The 13,653-nt window shown below is 69.8% G+C and carries 13 protein-coding genes and 1 tRNA gene; 8 read left to right on the top strand and 6 right to left on the bottom strand.

The features are described from left to right. Nucleotides 1-87: 87 nt before the first annotated feature. Nucleotides 88-1,134 (top strand): methyltransferase, encoded by a 1,047-nt coding sequence (locus ACMGFE_RS16915; protein WP_436926409.1) that lies wholly within the window; start codon nucleotides 88-90, stop codon nucleotides 1,132-1,134. 15 nt (nucleotides 1,135-1,149) lie between these two features. Here ACMGFE_RS16915 and ACMGFE_RS16910 read toward each other — a convergent pair whose 3' ends face one another. Together ACMGFE_RS16910 and ACMGFE_RS16905 are read right to left on the bottom strand one after the other, a co-directional pair. Then, entirely contained in the window at nucleotides 1,150-1,581 is a 432-nt protein-coding gene (locus tag ACMGFE_RS16910; RefSeq protein ID WP_436926408.1) for a DUF371 domain-containing protein, read from the bottom strand. Between the two features lie 86 nt (nucleotides 1,582-1,667). Beyond that, the gene (locus ACMGFE_RS16905; protein WP_436926407.1) at nucleotides 1,668-1,829 is read right to left on the bottom strand and encodes a hypothetical protein; all 162 of its coding nucleotides are present in this window, start codon (nucleotides 1,827-1,829) and stop codon (nucleotides 1,668-1,670) included. A 221-nt stretch (nucleotides 1,830-2,050) separates the two neighbouring features. On the opposite strand from ACMGFE_RS16905, the gene ACMGFE_RS16900 reads away from it, so the two are divergent. The 3 genes from ACMGFE_RS16900 (at nucleotide 2,051) to ACMGFE_RS16890 (ending at nucleotide 6,565) form a co-directional block, all read left to right on the top strand. Continuing rightward, on the top strand, nucleotides 2,051-3,913 hold the full coding sequence (locus ACMGFE_RS16900; RefSeq protein WP_436926406.1) for a glycoside hydrolase family 2 protein: 1,863 nt from the start codon (nucleotides 2,051-2,053) through the stop codon (nucleotides 3,911-3,913). A 258-nt stretch (nucleotides 3,914-4,171) separates the two neighbouring features. Beyond that, nucleotides 4,172-5,062, top strand: a complete 891-nt coding sequence (locus tag ACMGFE_RS16895; RefSeq protein ID WP_436926405.1) for a coiled-coil protein — start codon at nucleotides 4,172-4,174, stop codon at nucleotides 5,060-5,062. 141 nt (nucleotides 5,063-5,203) lie between these two features. Further along, nucleotides 5,204-6,565, top strand: coding sequence for an outer membrane protein assembly factor BamB family protein (locus tag ACMGFE_RS16890; protein WP_436926404.1), 1,362 nt, complete (start codon nucleotides 5,204-5,206; stop codon nucleotides 6,563-6,565). Nucleotides 6,566-6,607: 42 nt separating this feature from the next. Here ACMGFE_RS16890 and ACMGFE_RS16885 read toward each other — a convergent pair whose 3' ends face one another. After that, on the bottom strand, nucleotides 6,608-7,501 hold the full coding sequence (locus ACMGFE_RS16885) for a CBS domain-containing protein (protein WP_436926403.1): 894 nt from the start codon (nucleotides 7,499-7,501) through the stop codon (nucleotides 6,608-6,610). Nucleotides 7,502-7,641: 140 nt separating this feature from the next. Here ACMGFE_RS16885 and ACMGFE_RS16880 point away from each other — a divergent pair, with 140 nt between their 5' ends. Then, entirely contained in the window at nucleotides 7,642-8,805 is a 1,164-nt protein-coding gene (locus ACMGFE_RS16880) for a molybdopterin-dependent oxidoreductase (RefSeq protein WP_436926402.1), read from the top strand. Between the two features lie 27 nt (nucleotides 8,806-8,832). Here the strand turns inward: ACMGFE_RS16880 and ACMGFE_RS16875 are convergent, their stop codons facing one another. The 3 genes from ACMGFE_RS16875 to ACMGFE_RS16865 form a co-directional block, all read right to left on the bottom strand. Next, complete coding sequence (locus tag ACMGFE_RS16875; RefSeq protein ID WP_436926401.1) at nucleotides 8,833-9,462, bottom strand: HAD family hydrolase; 630 nt, start codon at nucleotides 9,460-9,462, stop codon at nucleotides 8,833-8,835. A gap of 678 nt (nucleotides 9,463-10,140) precedes the next feature. Beyond that, nucleotides 10,141-10,560, bottom strand: a complete 420-nt coding sequence (locus ACMGFE_RS16870; protein ID WP_436926400.1) for an RNA-binding domain-containing protein — start codon at nucleotides 10,558-10,560, stop codon at nucleotides 10,141-10,143. Nucleotides 10,561-10,573: 13 nt separating this feature from the next. Beyond that, on the bottom strand, nucleotides 10,574-11,143 hold the full coding sequence (locus ACMGFE_RS16865; protein WP_436926399.1) for an AAA family ATPase: 570 nt from the start codon (nucleotides 11,141-11,143) through the stop codon (nucleotides 10,574-10,576). 119 nt (nucleotides 11,144-11,262) lie between these two features. Here ACMGFE_RS16865 and ACMGFE_RS16860 point away from each other — a divergent pair, with 119 nt between their 5' ends. From ACMGFE_RS16860 to ACMGFE_RS16850, 3 genes are all read left to right on the top strand, one after another. Then, nucleotides 11,263-12,681 carry a cytochrome P450 gene (locus ACMGFE_RS16860; RefSeq protein WP_436926398.1) on the top strand — a complete coding sequence of 473 codons (1,419 nt, stop codon included), beginning with the start codon at nucleotides 11,263-11,265 and terminating at the stop codon, nucleotides 12,679-12,681. An 88-nt stretch (nucleotides 12,682-12,769) separates the two neighbouring features. Beyond that, nucleotides 12,770-13,345: an FxsA family protein gene (locus tag ACMGFE_RS16855; protein WP_436926397.1), complete on the top strand. Its 576-nt coding sequence runs from the start codon at nucleotides 12,770-12,772 to the stop codon at nucleotides 13,343-13,345. A 128-nt stretch (nucleotides 13,346-13,473) separates the two neighbouring features. Next, a tRNA-Ile gene (locus tag ACMGFE_RS16850) sits at nucleotides 13,474-13,547 on the top strand. Nucleotides 13,548-13,653: the final 106 nt, after the last annotated feature.

Below are 13,653 nucleotides of genomic sequence, written 5' to 3'. Positions count from 1 at the left end.
AGGAGACGAGGGCCGAACCCACATAACGCCACAGTTCCGGTCCCGCCGGCGGAACCCCTATGCCGTCTCCGGCGGCAGTGTCACTGAATGCCGGTGCAGCCGAACCTGCTCGAACGACTCGCGTTGTTCCGGTTCGATCGGGCGCCGTCAGCGATCGTCGACCTGCTCGACGCCGGGAGCTTCCACGCGCTGGCGCTGGCCCACGACCTGAGCGTGTTCGCCGCGCTGGACGAGCCGCGGTCCGTCGGCGCGCTCGCGACCGAGATCGACGCGGACCCGACGGCGCTGGGCGACCTCCTGCGGGTTCTCGCGGCGAACGGGTACGTCGAGCGGGACGGCGACGCCGTCGTCCGGACCGCGGCGACCGAGCGCTGGCTCACCGAGGACGGGGAAGCGAACCTGGCACCGTGGTTCACCTTCTGGCGGGACGTGGTCTTTCCGTTCTGGAACGAGCACCTGGAGACGACGATCCGGGAGGGTCGACCGCCGCTGACGCTCTACGAGTGGCTGACGGCGAACCCGACGCTGTGGCCGACGGCCCAGCGGGGCTTTCGCGCCGCCGCGACGCTGATCGTCGACCCCGTCGTCGACGAGATAGCCCTCCCGGGCGGCGCGAGGACGCTACTCGACCTCGGCGGCGGCCACGGTCTCTACGCCGCCGAACTCTGCGAACGGAACCCCGGGCTGTCGGCGGTCGTCTTCGACCACCCCGACGCCCTGGAGGTGGCCGAAACGGAGATCCGCGACCGGGGGCTGGCCGACCGGATCGAGACGCGGGGCGGCGACTACCGAACCGACGACGTCGGCGACGGCTACGACGCGGTCCTCCTGTTCAACGTCCTGCACGGCCACGACGAGGCGGAAGTACGGGCGCTGTTCGAGCGGGTCCACGAGGCGCTCGCTCCCGGTGGTCGCGTCGTCGTGCTCGACCAGTTCCAGGGCGGAGGCCGGATGAACCTCGGTCGCGCGGCGGTCGCGCTCGTCTCGCTCACCTACCGCGCGACGCTCGGCCGGGGCGTCCACGACGCCGACGCGGTGACGGACTGGCTCCGGGCGGCCGGCTTCGCCGACGTCGAGCGCACCGGCCTGCGGCGCGACCCCGGGAGCGAACTCCTGCAGGCGACTCGTCGGTGACGCCGCGTTCCGAACTTACGCGGGATCGACGCGGAGGGTCAGCGTCGCGTCGGCGCCGTCGGCGAGCGCCGCGACCAGGTCCCGGTCGACGTCGGCGGCCGCACCCTCGGCGCCGACCATGACCGTCCTGTCGTCGACGTAGTCGCTCGTCCGGATCACGTGGCTGCGCTCGTTCTCGAAGGAGAAGTCGGGGTGCCCGCGGCCGGTTACCTCGTGGACGTGGCCGTCGGCCTCGATAGTCGCCGTTATCGTCGCGCCGTGGTCGCGACAGGCGTCGAGGAACGCCGGGTCGAAGTCGGCGGGGACGCGGTCGGCCTCGATGGCGAGGATGCAGTCGCCGGCGGGCGTGAGGAAGTCGTCGCTGGAGAACTCGAGGGTACTGACGTGCTCGGCGGTGACGTTCTCGTGCCCGTGCGCGCGGACTACTTCAACGAGGTCGTCGCTCATGTCCGCCGATTCGGGTGCGCGCACTTCAGGGAGTCGAAGTCGGTCGCGCGGTCGAAGGCGATCGGGCGCGGCCCCCGTGGGACGGATCAGTTGTCGGGCGCGGCGACGGTGACTGTCACGTGGCCGCAGTCGCACTCGTAGGCCCGGCGTTCGCCCGCGTCGGTCCGGAAGACGAGCATGCACGAGCCGTCGGTGAGTTCCCGTGAGCAGTTCGCCGCCTCGCACCGGCAGACTATCTCGCTCAACATACTCGGAGTTGGTCCCGGTCACATATGAAGCCGAGCCGTACCCTGAGTGAAAGTGTAATCGCCGGACTGCGGCGGGGTGGTCGCCCCCGTCTTGCGGTTTCGTGAGCGGAAGTGGTGCGCGGGAGCTGCCGGGTCGAAACGTGGGGCGAAGGGGCGCTCCGCTGACACGTCCGCGACCGTCCGACGTAAAGGATATACCACCGGGGAACGCGCACGTTGGTATGCCGAGTGAGTGGAGCGGTGCGGCGGTCGACCCCGGCGGCGGCAAGCCCGAACCCAGGGACTGGCAGGACGTCGAGGTGCCGGGGCGCCCGGCCGCGTTCGCCGGCGAGGACCGGGTCGCCTACCGGACCGTCTTCGACGACCCGCGCGACCCAGCGGACGCGCTCGCCCTGCTCGAACTCCGCGGCCTGTACGCCAACGCCGAGGTCTGGCTCAACGACGAACTCGTCGCCGAGTCCGACGCCGTCTTCGACCCCGTCAGGGTGCCCTTCGAACCCGACGAGGAGAACGAACTCGTCGTCGAGTGCTGGGCCCCCGAGGACCGCTTCGGCGGGATCCACGACACCGACCGGATCCCGGCGAGCGAGTCCGTGCCGGGGATCTGGTGGGGCGTCGACGTGACGGGCCAGCCCGACCCGTTCGTCGTGGACGTGGACCTGACGCCGCGGGTGACCGCCGACGGCGCGACCGTCGACGCGGCCGCGGAGGTCTACGCCTCGGAACCGCTCGACGACCGGCTCACGCTGACGACGAAGCCCGCGGGCGACCGGCGCGGGCGCGGGATGATGGACCGCGCGAGCGTGACCGCGGCGGCGGGCGAGCGGGCCGTCGCCGAGCACGCCATCGACGTGCGCGACCCGTCGCTGTGGTGGCCCCGCGGGATGGGCGCCCAGCACCGCTACGAGGTGCGCGCGAAACTCGACGACACCGTCCGGACGGAGACGACCGGGATCGCGACCGTCGAGCAGACCGAGGAGGGCGGGCTCCGGGTCAACGGCGAGCACGTGCCCGTCCGCGGGGTCGCGCTCCAGGACGCGACGGTCGCGGACGCCGAGCGGGCCGCCGAGGTGAACGCGAACCTCGTGCGCGCCCACGCCCACGCGCTGTCCGGGGACGTCTACGAGGCCTGCGACGAGGCGGGGCTGCTCGTCTGGCAGGACCTGCCGCTGACCGGTCCGGGCGTGTTCGACATCGCGCGCGGGCAGGACCTGGCCGAGCGGCTGGCGCGGACGTACTCCCACCACCCGAGCCTCGCGGCGCTGGGGATCCACGACGAGCCGACGCGGACGTTCGCCGACCGCGTCGGGTCCGGGCTGGTCGACCGCCTGCGGTTCCGCTGGCGTGTCTGGCGCAGCGACTACGACCGCGGGGCCGCCGACGAGGTGGCCGAGGCCGTCCCGGACGGTCTGGCCGTGTTCCCGGTCGTCGGCGAACCGGGGACGGCCCCCGACGCCGCCGCGCTGTATCCCGGCTGGGACTACGGCGGCGTCGACGACCTGGAGTGGGTCACCGAGCGCTACGACCTGGGCGGCGTGGTCGGCGAGTTCGGCGCCGGGTCGCTCCCCGATGGCGTCGACCCGACCGACGACGGATTCGAGGCGGCCGGGTTCGACGCGGCGAAACACGACGCGGCCGTCGGGAGCGACGACCCGGAGGCCTCGCAGGCCTACCAGGCGGAGGTCGTCCGCGGGATCGCCGAGCGGCTGCGGACCGACGGCGCGCCGGTCGTCGTCGCGAACGCGCTCCGGGACGCCGGCGGGGCGGGCATGGGCGTCTACGCGCGGGACGGGACGCCGAAGGAGGCGGCCGACAGCCTCGCGACGGCGTTCGACCCCGTCCAGGCGTTCCTCGTCGGCGCGTCGCCGGGCGAGTGCGAGGTGGTCGTCGCCAACGACGCGCCCGAGTCGGTGACGGGAACGGTCACCTGGACGGTCGGCGACGAGAGCGGTGAGGCCGAGGTGACCGTCGACGCGGGCGACCGGGCGGTCGTCGAGTCCGTCTCTGTCCCGAAATCGGCCGCGTCGGCCGATCTGACGCTCGCCGTCGGCGACGCGGCCGTCGACAACACCTACCGTTTATAAGCTGACCGTACTGTGTGGTACCGTGTCTCGTGGCCCTCTCGTGCCGTTCTCGGGGGCGTGGGAGTGTGACTCGGGGGCACGGTTCACCGGAATATTTAAACCAGGGGAAGCGCAAGGGTTTGATACCAGAACGTCTCCGGCGTTCCGGCTGTATCGCACTTCGACCAGCATGACAGGACACCCTTGTTGTCGGCGTCAGCCACTCCGTAGCGGTGGGCCTGTCACTCGCCGGAGCGGGTATGGCATAGAGGTACAATTATGGCAGACTCGATAGACGAATCCAAGAACGTATCGGTGACAGACGAAGATCTCGAGACCAAGTCCAAGGGCGAGCTCATCAAGCTCGCGGGACAGCTTCGAGACCGACGAAACGACCTCAACCAGATGGCCTCCGAGCGGGCCTCCAGCCGCGACGACCTCAACGCGAAGACGCGCGAGAAGGTCGACGAGGCCCAGGAGCACCGCGAGAAGCGCGACGAGCTCAACCAGCAGGTCCAGGAGCACAAGGAGAAGCGCAACGAGCTCAACGCCGAGGCCAACGAGCTCTTCGACGAGGTCGAGGACAAGCGAGACGACCTCGAACTCGACGAGGGCAAGGACATCGAGCAGCTCGAGTCCGAGATCGAGGACCTCGAGTTCAAACAGCAGACGGAGGTCCTCTCGGCCGAGGACGAGCGCGAACTCATCGAGAAGATCGAGGAGAAGCGCGAGAAGCTCGCCGAGAAGAAAGAGAAGCTCAACCAGGGCGGTGACCTCGAGGAGATCAAGGCCGAAGCCGAGGAGATCCGCTCGGAGGCCTCCAAGCACCACCAGAAGGTGACCGAGCTGGCCGACGAGGCCCAGGAGCACCACAACCAGATGATCGAGGCCTACCGCGAGGCGGACGACATCCGCGACGAGGCCGACGAGATGCACGAGAAGTTCGTGGAGGCCCAGGAAGCGGCCGACCAGCACCACGAGGACTTCGTGCGCGTCCAGAAGCGCCTGCGCGAACTGGACAAGAAGGAAGAAGAGGAAGAGCGCGAGGCGCGCCAGGAGAAAGAGGAGGCCGCCCGCGAGGAAGCCGAGGAGATCTACCAGAAGTTCAAGGAAGGCGAGACCCTCGACACCGAGGACCTGATGAAGCTCCAGAAGACCGGTCTGCTGTAAGTTCTACGACGCCGACATCTGCGTTTTTCACGGCTCCGTAGTGCCGCTGCGGCCGACAGTTCCGCCGTCGCATCCCGACGCGCCAGCGCTCGCTCCGAGGCGCCCCCGTCTTTTTTGCCCGCAGACGGCGAGTCACCCACCATGGAGCGGGGAGACCGGGGCGACTCCGGGCGTCTGTCGCGGCGGGCCGCGTTGCGGCGCGGAGTCGTCGCGGGCGTCGGCGCGCTCGCCGGCTGTTCGCTGTTCGACGGCCCCGCGACCGACGAGCCCGGGGGGCGGTCCGGCCCCGACGACGTGACGCCGACGGAGACACCCGTCCGGTCCGTCTCACCGACGTCGGAAACGGAGACGCCGCCGTCCGACCCGATCGACCGGGAATCGACGCCGAGGGACGAAGCGCCCACGACCTCCCCCGATGCGCGATCGCCACCGGACGAGTGGCGAGTCGTGCAGGCCGACGACGCCCACACGGGCTGGAAACCGGGCGTGAGCGCCCCCGAATCGCCGGTCGAGGCCGCCTGGTCGGTCCCCCTCGACGGGGCCGTCCAGCGGTCGGTCACGGTCGCGGACGGTCTCGCGTACGCGGGGAGCGCAGATGGAGCGGTGACCGCCATCGACGCGGCGGCCGGGACGGAGCGATGGACGCACGAGCGGAGCGACGAGGTCAGGGCGACGCCGACAGTCGCGGACGGGGTGGTCTACTGCGGCGACGAGACCGGGGATCTGACCGCAGTCGACGCCGCCGACGGGACCGAGCGGTGGTCGGTCTCGGTCGCGGGCGACCGAGCGGGGCCGGCGGCGGTGCGGAGCGGGCCGGTCGTCGCGGACGGGACGGCCTACGTCGGGGCGACGGACGGGTCCGTCGCCGCCATCGACGCGGCGGCCGGTGACGAACAGTGGTCGTTCGACGCCGGCGGCTTCCTCGGCGTCGTCGGGCCCGTCGCCCTGGCCGACGGTCGGGTGTTCGCGGGGAGTTACGCGGGCCGGCTGTACGCCGTCGACGCCGCGGACGGGGAGGAGTTCTGGCGCTACGCGGGGTCGAACGAGACTCGCGCGTGGTCGGGGCCAACCGTCGCCGATGGCGTCGTCTACGCTGGCGCGAGCCCGGGAGGCGTCGCCGCGGTCGACGCCCTCGACGGGACCGAACGCTGGCGCGTCTCGACGGACGCGCCGGTCTTCTCCTCGCCCGCCGTCGCTGACGGGACCGTCTACGTCGGCACCGACGGCGGCCTGATACTGGCGCTCTCGGCCGAGGACGGCAGCGAGCGCTGGCGCCGCGAGACCGACGGGGCGGTCAAATCGTCCCCGGCGGTCGTCGACGGGACGGTCGTCTTCGGGACGACTGCGGGGAGCGTGCTCGCGCTCGACACCGGTGCGGGCGACGAGCGCTGGGGCTTCGAGACCGACGGCGCCGTGACGGGTTCGCCCGCCGTCGTCGAGGGGCGGGTGTACGTCGGCGACGCGACCGGACGACTGTACGCGATCGGAACCGGCGTGGAGTGAACCGCCCGTCTCGGGACCGTCCCAGGACGGTTCGTGGACCTCTCAGGCCGTCTCTGGGATCGGATCGGCGATGACGACAGCCTCGCCGTCGATGACCGGCTCGTCGTCGCTGTTCGAGACGGTCGTCGTGAGCCGGTAGCGGTCGTCGCCCATCTGCTCGACCACCTCGCACTCGGCGGTGACGCGTTCGCCGATGTCGACGGGGCCGAGGTAGCTGACCTCCTGGGAGAGGTAGATGACCAGGCCGGGCAGTCGAGCGAGCGCGGCGCTGACGACGCCGGTGACGAGGGTTCCGTGGACGATGCGCCGGCCGAAGCGCGTCCCCCTGGCGTACTCGTCGTCGAGGTGGAGGCGGTTGGTGTCGCCGCTCGCGTCGGCGAACTCCTCGACCTCGGTCTCGTCGAGCGGTTTCGAGAAGCGCACCACGTCGCCGACGTCGATGTGGCCCTGGTGACCGACGTACTCGAACTCCCAGTCGGGCTTCTCGTAGGCGGTGTCGGCGCGCTCCGTCTCGCGAACGACCTCCTCGTCGGCGTCGGCCTCGCGCGTCGGCCTGCGAACGTGCGGGATGTACTGCGAGAGCAGGCCCGTGGTGACGATCCCAACGAGTTCGCCGTCGTCGAGCACCGGCAGCGACCCGATCCCGTGCGTCCGTAACCGCTCGGCGGCCGCCACGATCGATTCGTCCGCGTCGACGGTCTGGACCGGACTCGACATCAGGTCGGCGGCGGTGAGCGCGTCCGGCTCGTGGTCGTCCACGAGCAGCGCGACGGCGTCGGACTGCGTGACGATCCCGACGACGGCGCCGTCTTCGACCACGACGACCGATTCGACGTCGGGGTCGTCGAGCCGGCGCGCGATAGCGAGCGCGTCCGTCTCCGGGTCGACCGTTTCGGCCGTCTCCATGAGTTCCGTGACTGCGGGCGGGCGAAGCATCGTGTCGACCGTTCGAACGGAGTCCCCTTGAGCATACGGCCGCTTCCCGACGTGCCCCCGCTCGCCGCTCCGACCGTGGTGCGACCCGTTCGGTCGAGCTGACCCTGTCAGTCAAGCCCATCGAGGCCTAACGGCGGGTAATGGGCCGACTGCCGCGGATCGAGCCGCCGCCCCGGGTAGTCGACGCCTCCCTGCTGGCGGCGGTGGTCGTCCTGCTCGCGACGGGCGCGGTGAGCCTCGTCTCCGGCCGGCCCGCGGGCGCCTGGGTGTTCGACGTGCACGCGATCGCGGGGCTGGCGACCGTCGTCCTGCTGGCCTGGAAACTCCGACGGGTGCGCCATCGACTGGCCCCGGACGCGCTGGACGCGACGCGACTGCTGTCCGCGCTGTTGGGGGTCGTCGCGACGGCAGCGCTGGCGACCGGCGTCTGGTGGGTGTTCGGCGGCAGTCTCGACCTCGGACCGTGGGGACTCCTGAACCTCCACATCGGACTGGGGCTGACCGTTCCGCTCCTGCTCGTACTCCACTTGCGCCAGCGGTTCGCGCTACCGTCCCGTCGGTCGGCCGCGGACCGCCGGAACGCGCTGCGGTACGCCGCGCTCGTGGGGTCGGGGGCGATTGCGTGGCGCGCGCAGGAAGCGACGAACGCCGTGCTCGGGACGACAGGCGCCGAGCGGCGGTTCACCGGGTCGCGCGAGGAGGGGAGCGACGACGGGAACCGCTTCCCCGTCACCTCGTGGGTCGCCGACGACCCGGATCCGATCGACCGGTCGTCGTGGTCGCTGACCGTCGACGGGATGGTCGGGGAACCGCTGGAGCTGTCCGCCGACGAGGTGGTCCCCGGGCAGGCAGACGCCGGCGAGGGAAACGCCGGCGAAGCAAAGGGCGGCACCGACGAGGGCGACAGCGACGCCGCCAGTGACGCCGGCACGGGCCCCGATCGGGCGGAGACGCGCGCGCTGCTGGACTGCACCAGCGGGTGGTACTCCGAGCACGACTGGCAGGGCGTCCGCGTCGGCGAACTGCTCGACGCCGCGGGGCCGGAATCGGGCGCGGCCTGGGTGCAGTTCCGCTCGGTGACCGGCTACCGCTGGAGTCTCCCGCTCGACGAGGCGCGGGACGCGCTGCTCGCGACCCGCGTCGACGGCCACCCCCTCTCGCACGGTCACGGCGCGCCGATGCGGCTGGTCGCCCCCGGCCGCCGCGGCTTCCAGTGGGTCAAGTGGGTCGAGTCCGTCCGCGTGACGCGGCGGCGCGAACTGGGTGAGTGGCTCGCCGTGTTCGTCAGCGGTGTGGACGGCTGAACCGCGCTGTTGCACGATGCGGACGAATCAGAGCAGTGTCGCGAGCGTCCGGAAGTCGGGAGCGCTGAGGTCTGCCGTCGACGTGTCGACGTGGACCGTCTCGAAGTCGTGCTCTCGGGCGCCGTCGACGTCCGGCTCGCGGTCGTCGCCGACCATCACGTACGTCTCGGCGTCGACGCGGGCTTTCGCCGTCTCGTAGATGTCCCGGTGGGGCTTCGTGGCCTCGATTTCCGGGTCGTGCGAGGCGACGTGAACGTCGAAGTGGTCGAGCAGACCGATCTCCTCGACCTTGCCGAACTGAACCTCCGGGATACCGTTGGTCAGGATACCGAGCGTGTGGTCTTCCGCGAGTTTCTCGACGGTCGTCTCCACGCCGGGGACCGGTTCGACGGCGTCGAACTCCGCGGCGACGAGCGCGTCCGCGAGTTCTCGGGGGTCGGCGTCTGTTTCGAATCGGTCGCAGACGTCCGTGAACGCTCGATGGTACGGCTCGTCGGCGAACGCGCCGAAGTAGTGGAAGAAGCGCTCGTTGTAGTGGCCCAGCCAGTCGTCGCTGGGTGTGATCTCCGCTCGGTCGAATGCGTCGGCGATGATCTCGCCGTAGTCGCCCGTCCACCTGACCAGCGTCCCGTCCACGTCGAAGAAGATCGCTGCCATAGGTCCGTGGTTGCGGGACTCCGTGAAAAAGGTGATCGAGCGGTGTGAGGTGGTGACACGGAATGAGCTATCGGATGCGGTGGCGCGCACTGTCGTCTCGGAATCGCGTGCGATTCCGAGGACCGTCAGAGCAAAGCTCTGACGTTGGCGGTCTCTGTGCCGCGACGACATCGTACGAGGGACGAGTGAACGACCGACGGGAGCGAACGAGTCGGCTGGGGAGGCGTGTGGTGCGGTACGGTAGTCGTCGGGCGGGACTGAAAGGGGCCGGTCGCTGGTCGGTAACTGACGACGCAAGCACCGAAGCGAAGCGAGGAGCGCAGCGAGTCAGAACCGGCCAGCGACCGGGGGCTTTCTATTCTTCTAGAGGTGGACGACGTAGCGCTGAAAGCCCCGACCCGTTCGACGGCTGCGACTCGCTGCGCGCTTCGCTCACTGCGTTCGCTCCAGTGCTTGCGTCGTCTCGCTCGTCGAACGGCTCGCCCCTTTCAGTCCCACCCGTCACCGGCACCGCAAACGTCCACACGCCTCCCCAGCCGATTGCGCAGCTCGCTCTGCTCCGCTGCTCATCCCTCGCGCAACTCCGTCGCGAGATAACACTCGCGACAGCGCGCGCCACCTGAAAAATACGGCCAGTTCGTCAAACGACCAGAACCCCGCCGATCGCGACTCGAACGCCTACTCGTTGGGGTCGATTGGTTTGCCCTCTTTCGTGGGCGGGGCGACGTGGTCGATGTAGGACTCTGCGTCGGGGTCGTTCACGCGCACGCGGACGTGAATCTCGCCGAGTTCGTCGGGTTCGCCGACGGCGAAGTTGACGACTTCCTGGAACGCGGCCTGTTTCTTCAGGTCGAACGAGAAGGTGTCGCCGCGGAGGTGCTCGAAGAAGGCGCCGCGGGCGGTGTCGAGGATCTCCTGGCGGTGGAGACACTCGGAGAAGTGCTCCATGTCGTGGGCGGTGGCGACGAGCTCGCCGTGCTGGTGGTCGACGTCGGCGCCGGGAAAGAGGTTCGTGACGGCGTCGGCGACTCTGTCGGTGACCTCGGTGTCGTTGACCGGTGCGGTGATCTGTACGTCGACGGAGTAGACTGTGCTCATGGGTGATCGGTCCTCATTGCTCGTCCGCGATGGCTTCGGGGCCGTCGGAGAGCAGGCGGCGGACGGTCGACTGGAACGCCTCCAGACTGGCGTCGTTCTCGATGGTGAGGCCGGCCATCGCCATGGCCTCGCCCATGCCGAAGCCGAGTTCGCGCTCGTCGCGCTCCTCCATGGACTCGCCGCCCTCCGCGGCGGAGGCGTCGCGGCCGCGTAGGTCGAGGCGCTCGGCGCGGAGGTCCTCCGGGGCGTGGATCTCGACGAGGGTGAAGTCGTCGCCGAAGGCCTCGACGAAGCGCTCGACTTCGACGTCCGAGCGGATGCCGTCGACGACGACGGTGTCGGCGTCGTCGAGGTGGCCCTCGATCATGGGGAGCGACGCCTCGGCGATGGCGCCCGGTCCGTTCTCTTCGCGGAGGGTGCGCGCCATCTCGCCGTGGTGGGTGGCGGGGTCGAGCCCGCGGTCGCGGCAGGCCTGGCGGATCACGTCGCCCATCGTCACGACGGGGACGCCCGCCTCGCGCGCGACGGCGGCGGCCTCGCTCTTCCCGCTGCCGGGCAGTCCGACGATCCCGATGACTGTCATCGACGGTTCTACTGCCACGCCGCGCATAAGGACTGCGTTGTCACTCCTGGCCGACTCACTTAAAGAGGCGAGCGTACTCGGCCGAACTGCATTACCGCTGGGGAGCGTAGCATCAGGCGATGGCAACGCACGACGCGTCGACGGAGGGGTCGGAGGTACCGGCGGCCGAGGAGGTGCGGCAGTCGACGTCCGGCGAGCGGCCACCCGGGCCGGACGGCCTGCCGCTGGCCGGCAACACCGTCGAGTTCCTCCGGGACCCGCTGGCGTTCTACGACCGCTGCCGTGCCATCGACGACGTGGTCAGCTACCGGGTCGCCTGGAGCGACGGCTACATGCTCACCCATCCCGACGACGTCGAGCGCGTCCTCGTCACCGACGACGCGGATTTCCGCCGGGCGTCGGTCATCAGGAACGCGCTCGGGCAGATCGCCGACGGCGGTCTCTTCCTCATGGAGGGCGAAGCGTGGCAGGCCCACCGAACCGCGCTCCAGCCGTCGTTCTACCGCGAGCGCATCGAGACCTACGCCGACATGATGGCCGAGTTCGCGGAGGGGCGCGCCGGCGAGTGGATGGGACAGTCGACCGTCGCGGTGAGCGAGGAGATGCGGACGCTCACCCTCGAAATCCTCGCGAAGACGCTGCTGGACGTGGACATCCGCGGTCGGGAGTCGGCCATCCGCGACGCCGCGGCGGCCATCTCCGAGCGGTTCGACGTCGGGTCGCTCTCCTCGTTGCTCCCGCTGTGGGTGCCGACGCCGGCGAATCGCCGCTGTCGCCGCGCCGTCGCGGAGTTCGACGAGGCCATCGCCGACATCGTCGCCGACCGCCGCGACAGCGACGGCGAGTTCGACGACCTGCTGTCGATCCTGCTCGCCCTCGACGTGGACGGGGTGGGACTCGACGAGACGGCGATCCGCGACCACCTCTTCACGTTCCTGTTCGCGGGCCACGAGACGACGGCGCTCTCGCTCTCCTACGCGATTTTCCTGCTCGCGAACCACCCCGAGAAACAGGCGCACTTGCACGAGGAGGTAGACGACGTGCTCGGCGACGGAACGACCGGAAGCGCGGCGGACGGCCCGCGCCCGACCGCGGCGGACCTGTTCGAACTGAGCTACCTCGACCGCGTCGTCGACGAGGCCTTGCGGCTCTACCCGCCGGCGTACACCGTCTTCCGCGAGCCCACGCGCGACGTACAGATCGGGGGGTACGAGATCCCCGAGGGATCGACGATCTCGATGCCGCAGTGGGTTATCCACCGCGACGAACGCTGGTACGACGACCCGGACGCCTTCCGCCCGGAGCGCTGGACCGACGACTTCCGCGAGGAGTTGCCCGAGTACGCGTACTTCCCCTTCGGCGGCGGCCCGCGCCACTGCATCGGCATGCGCTTCGCGCTCATGGAGACGAAGCTCGTGCTGGCGACGCTCGCCCAGCGGTTCGCGTTCGAACCCGTCACCGAACCCCCGCTCGACCTGTCCATGCAGATCACGCTCCAGCCCGACGACCCCATCGAGGTCGGTCTCCGGGAGCGATAGGGAGTGGGGGAGAACGGTAGAGAGCGCGGACGACTAGACTCCTGGGGCCCCTCGAAAAGTGTTTGAGTCGTCGGTGACAAGACGGGGTATGCTCCGGTATCTGGGGTTGCTGTTGCTGATCCCGCTGTTGGACTCGCTGTTTCTCGTCTTCGTGGCGACCCAGATCGGCGCGCCCCTGACGGTCCTCCTCGTCGTGCTGACCGCCCTCCTGGGGCTGTTACTCGTCCGCGCCGAGAGTCGCCACACCATCCGAGAGATACAGCGAAAGCTCGCCGCCGGCGAACTCCCGACGGACGAACTGCTCGACGGCGCCTTCCTGCTGGTCGCCGGCGCGCTGACGATCACCCCCGGCCTCGTCACGGACGCGCTCGGTATCCTGCTGGTCGTGCCGGTCACGCGCGCGCCCATCCGCTGGGCCGTCCGGGAGAAGGTCATCGTCCCCTACATGGACAAGAAAAGCGGCGGATTCGCCACCGGAAACGTCTACATCGGCGGATTCCCGTTCGACCAGGCTGGACAGGGTCCGGGCGGTCCCGGTCCGAGTGGCCCGGGTGCGGGCGGTCCCGGCCCCGGTCAACCCCGTGACTCGTACGACCTGGACGAGGACGCCTACGACATCGACTTCGACGACGACGACAGCGACCGTCGCCCCGGCGTCGAGTGAGGTCCGACCGGGGCGTCCGAACCGCCGACCGACCCTGTGGGACGGTACCACAGAACCGCTACACGGCGTCGGAATCGCGGTCAAAGGGTAACTGTTAAAGTGCCCCGTCCGAAAGCAATTGATGCCGAGGGCCAATAGCTCAGTTAGGTTGAGCGCTCGGCTGATAACCGGGAGGTCCGCGGTTCAAATCCGCGTTGGCCCACTTCCTTAACTGGCGATTACTGTACGAGAGAGACTTGTCCGTACAGTTCTCGTACTACCGGATATTCCCGTTTTCGCGGATTCGCGTTCGGGGCCGGAAACGATAA

This window comes from Halosimplex amylolyticum (assembly GCF_051414035.1).
Lineage (GTDB): Archaea > Halobacteriota > Halobacteria > Halobacteriales > Haloarculaceae > Halosimplex > Halosimplex amylolyticum.
This window is presented reverse-complemented; position numbering and strand designations above follow the sequence as displayed.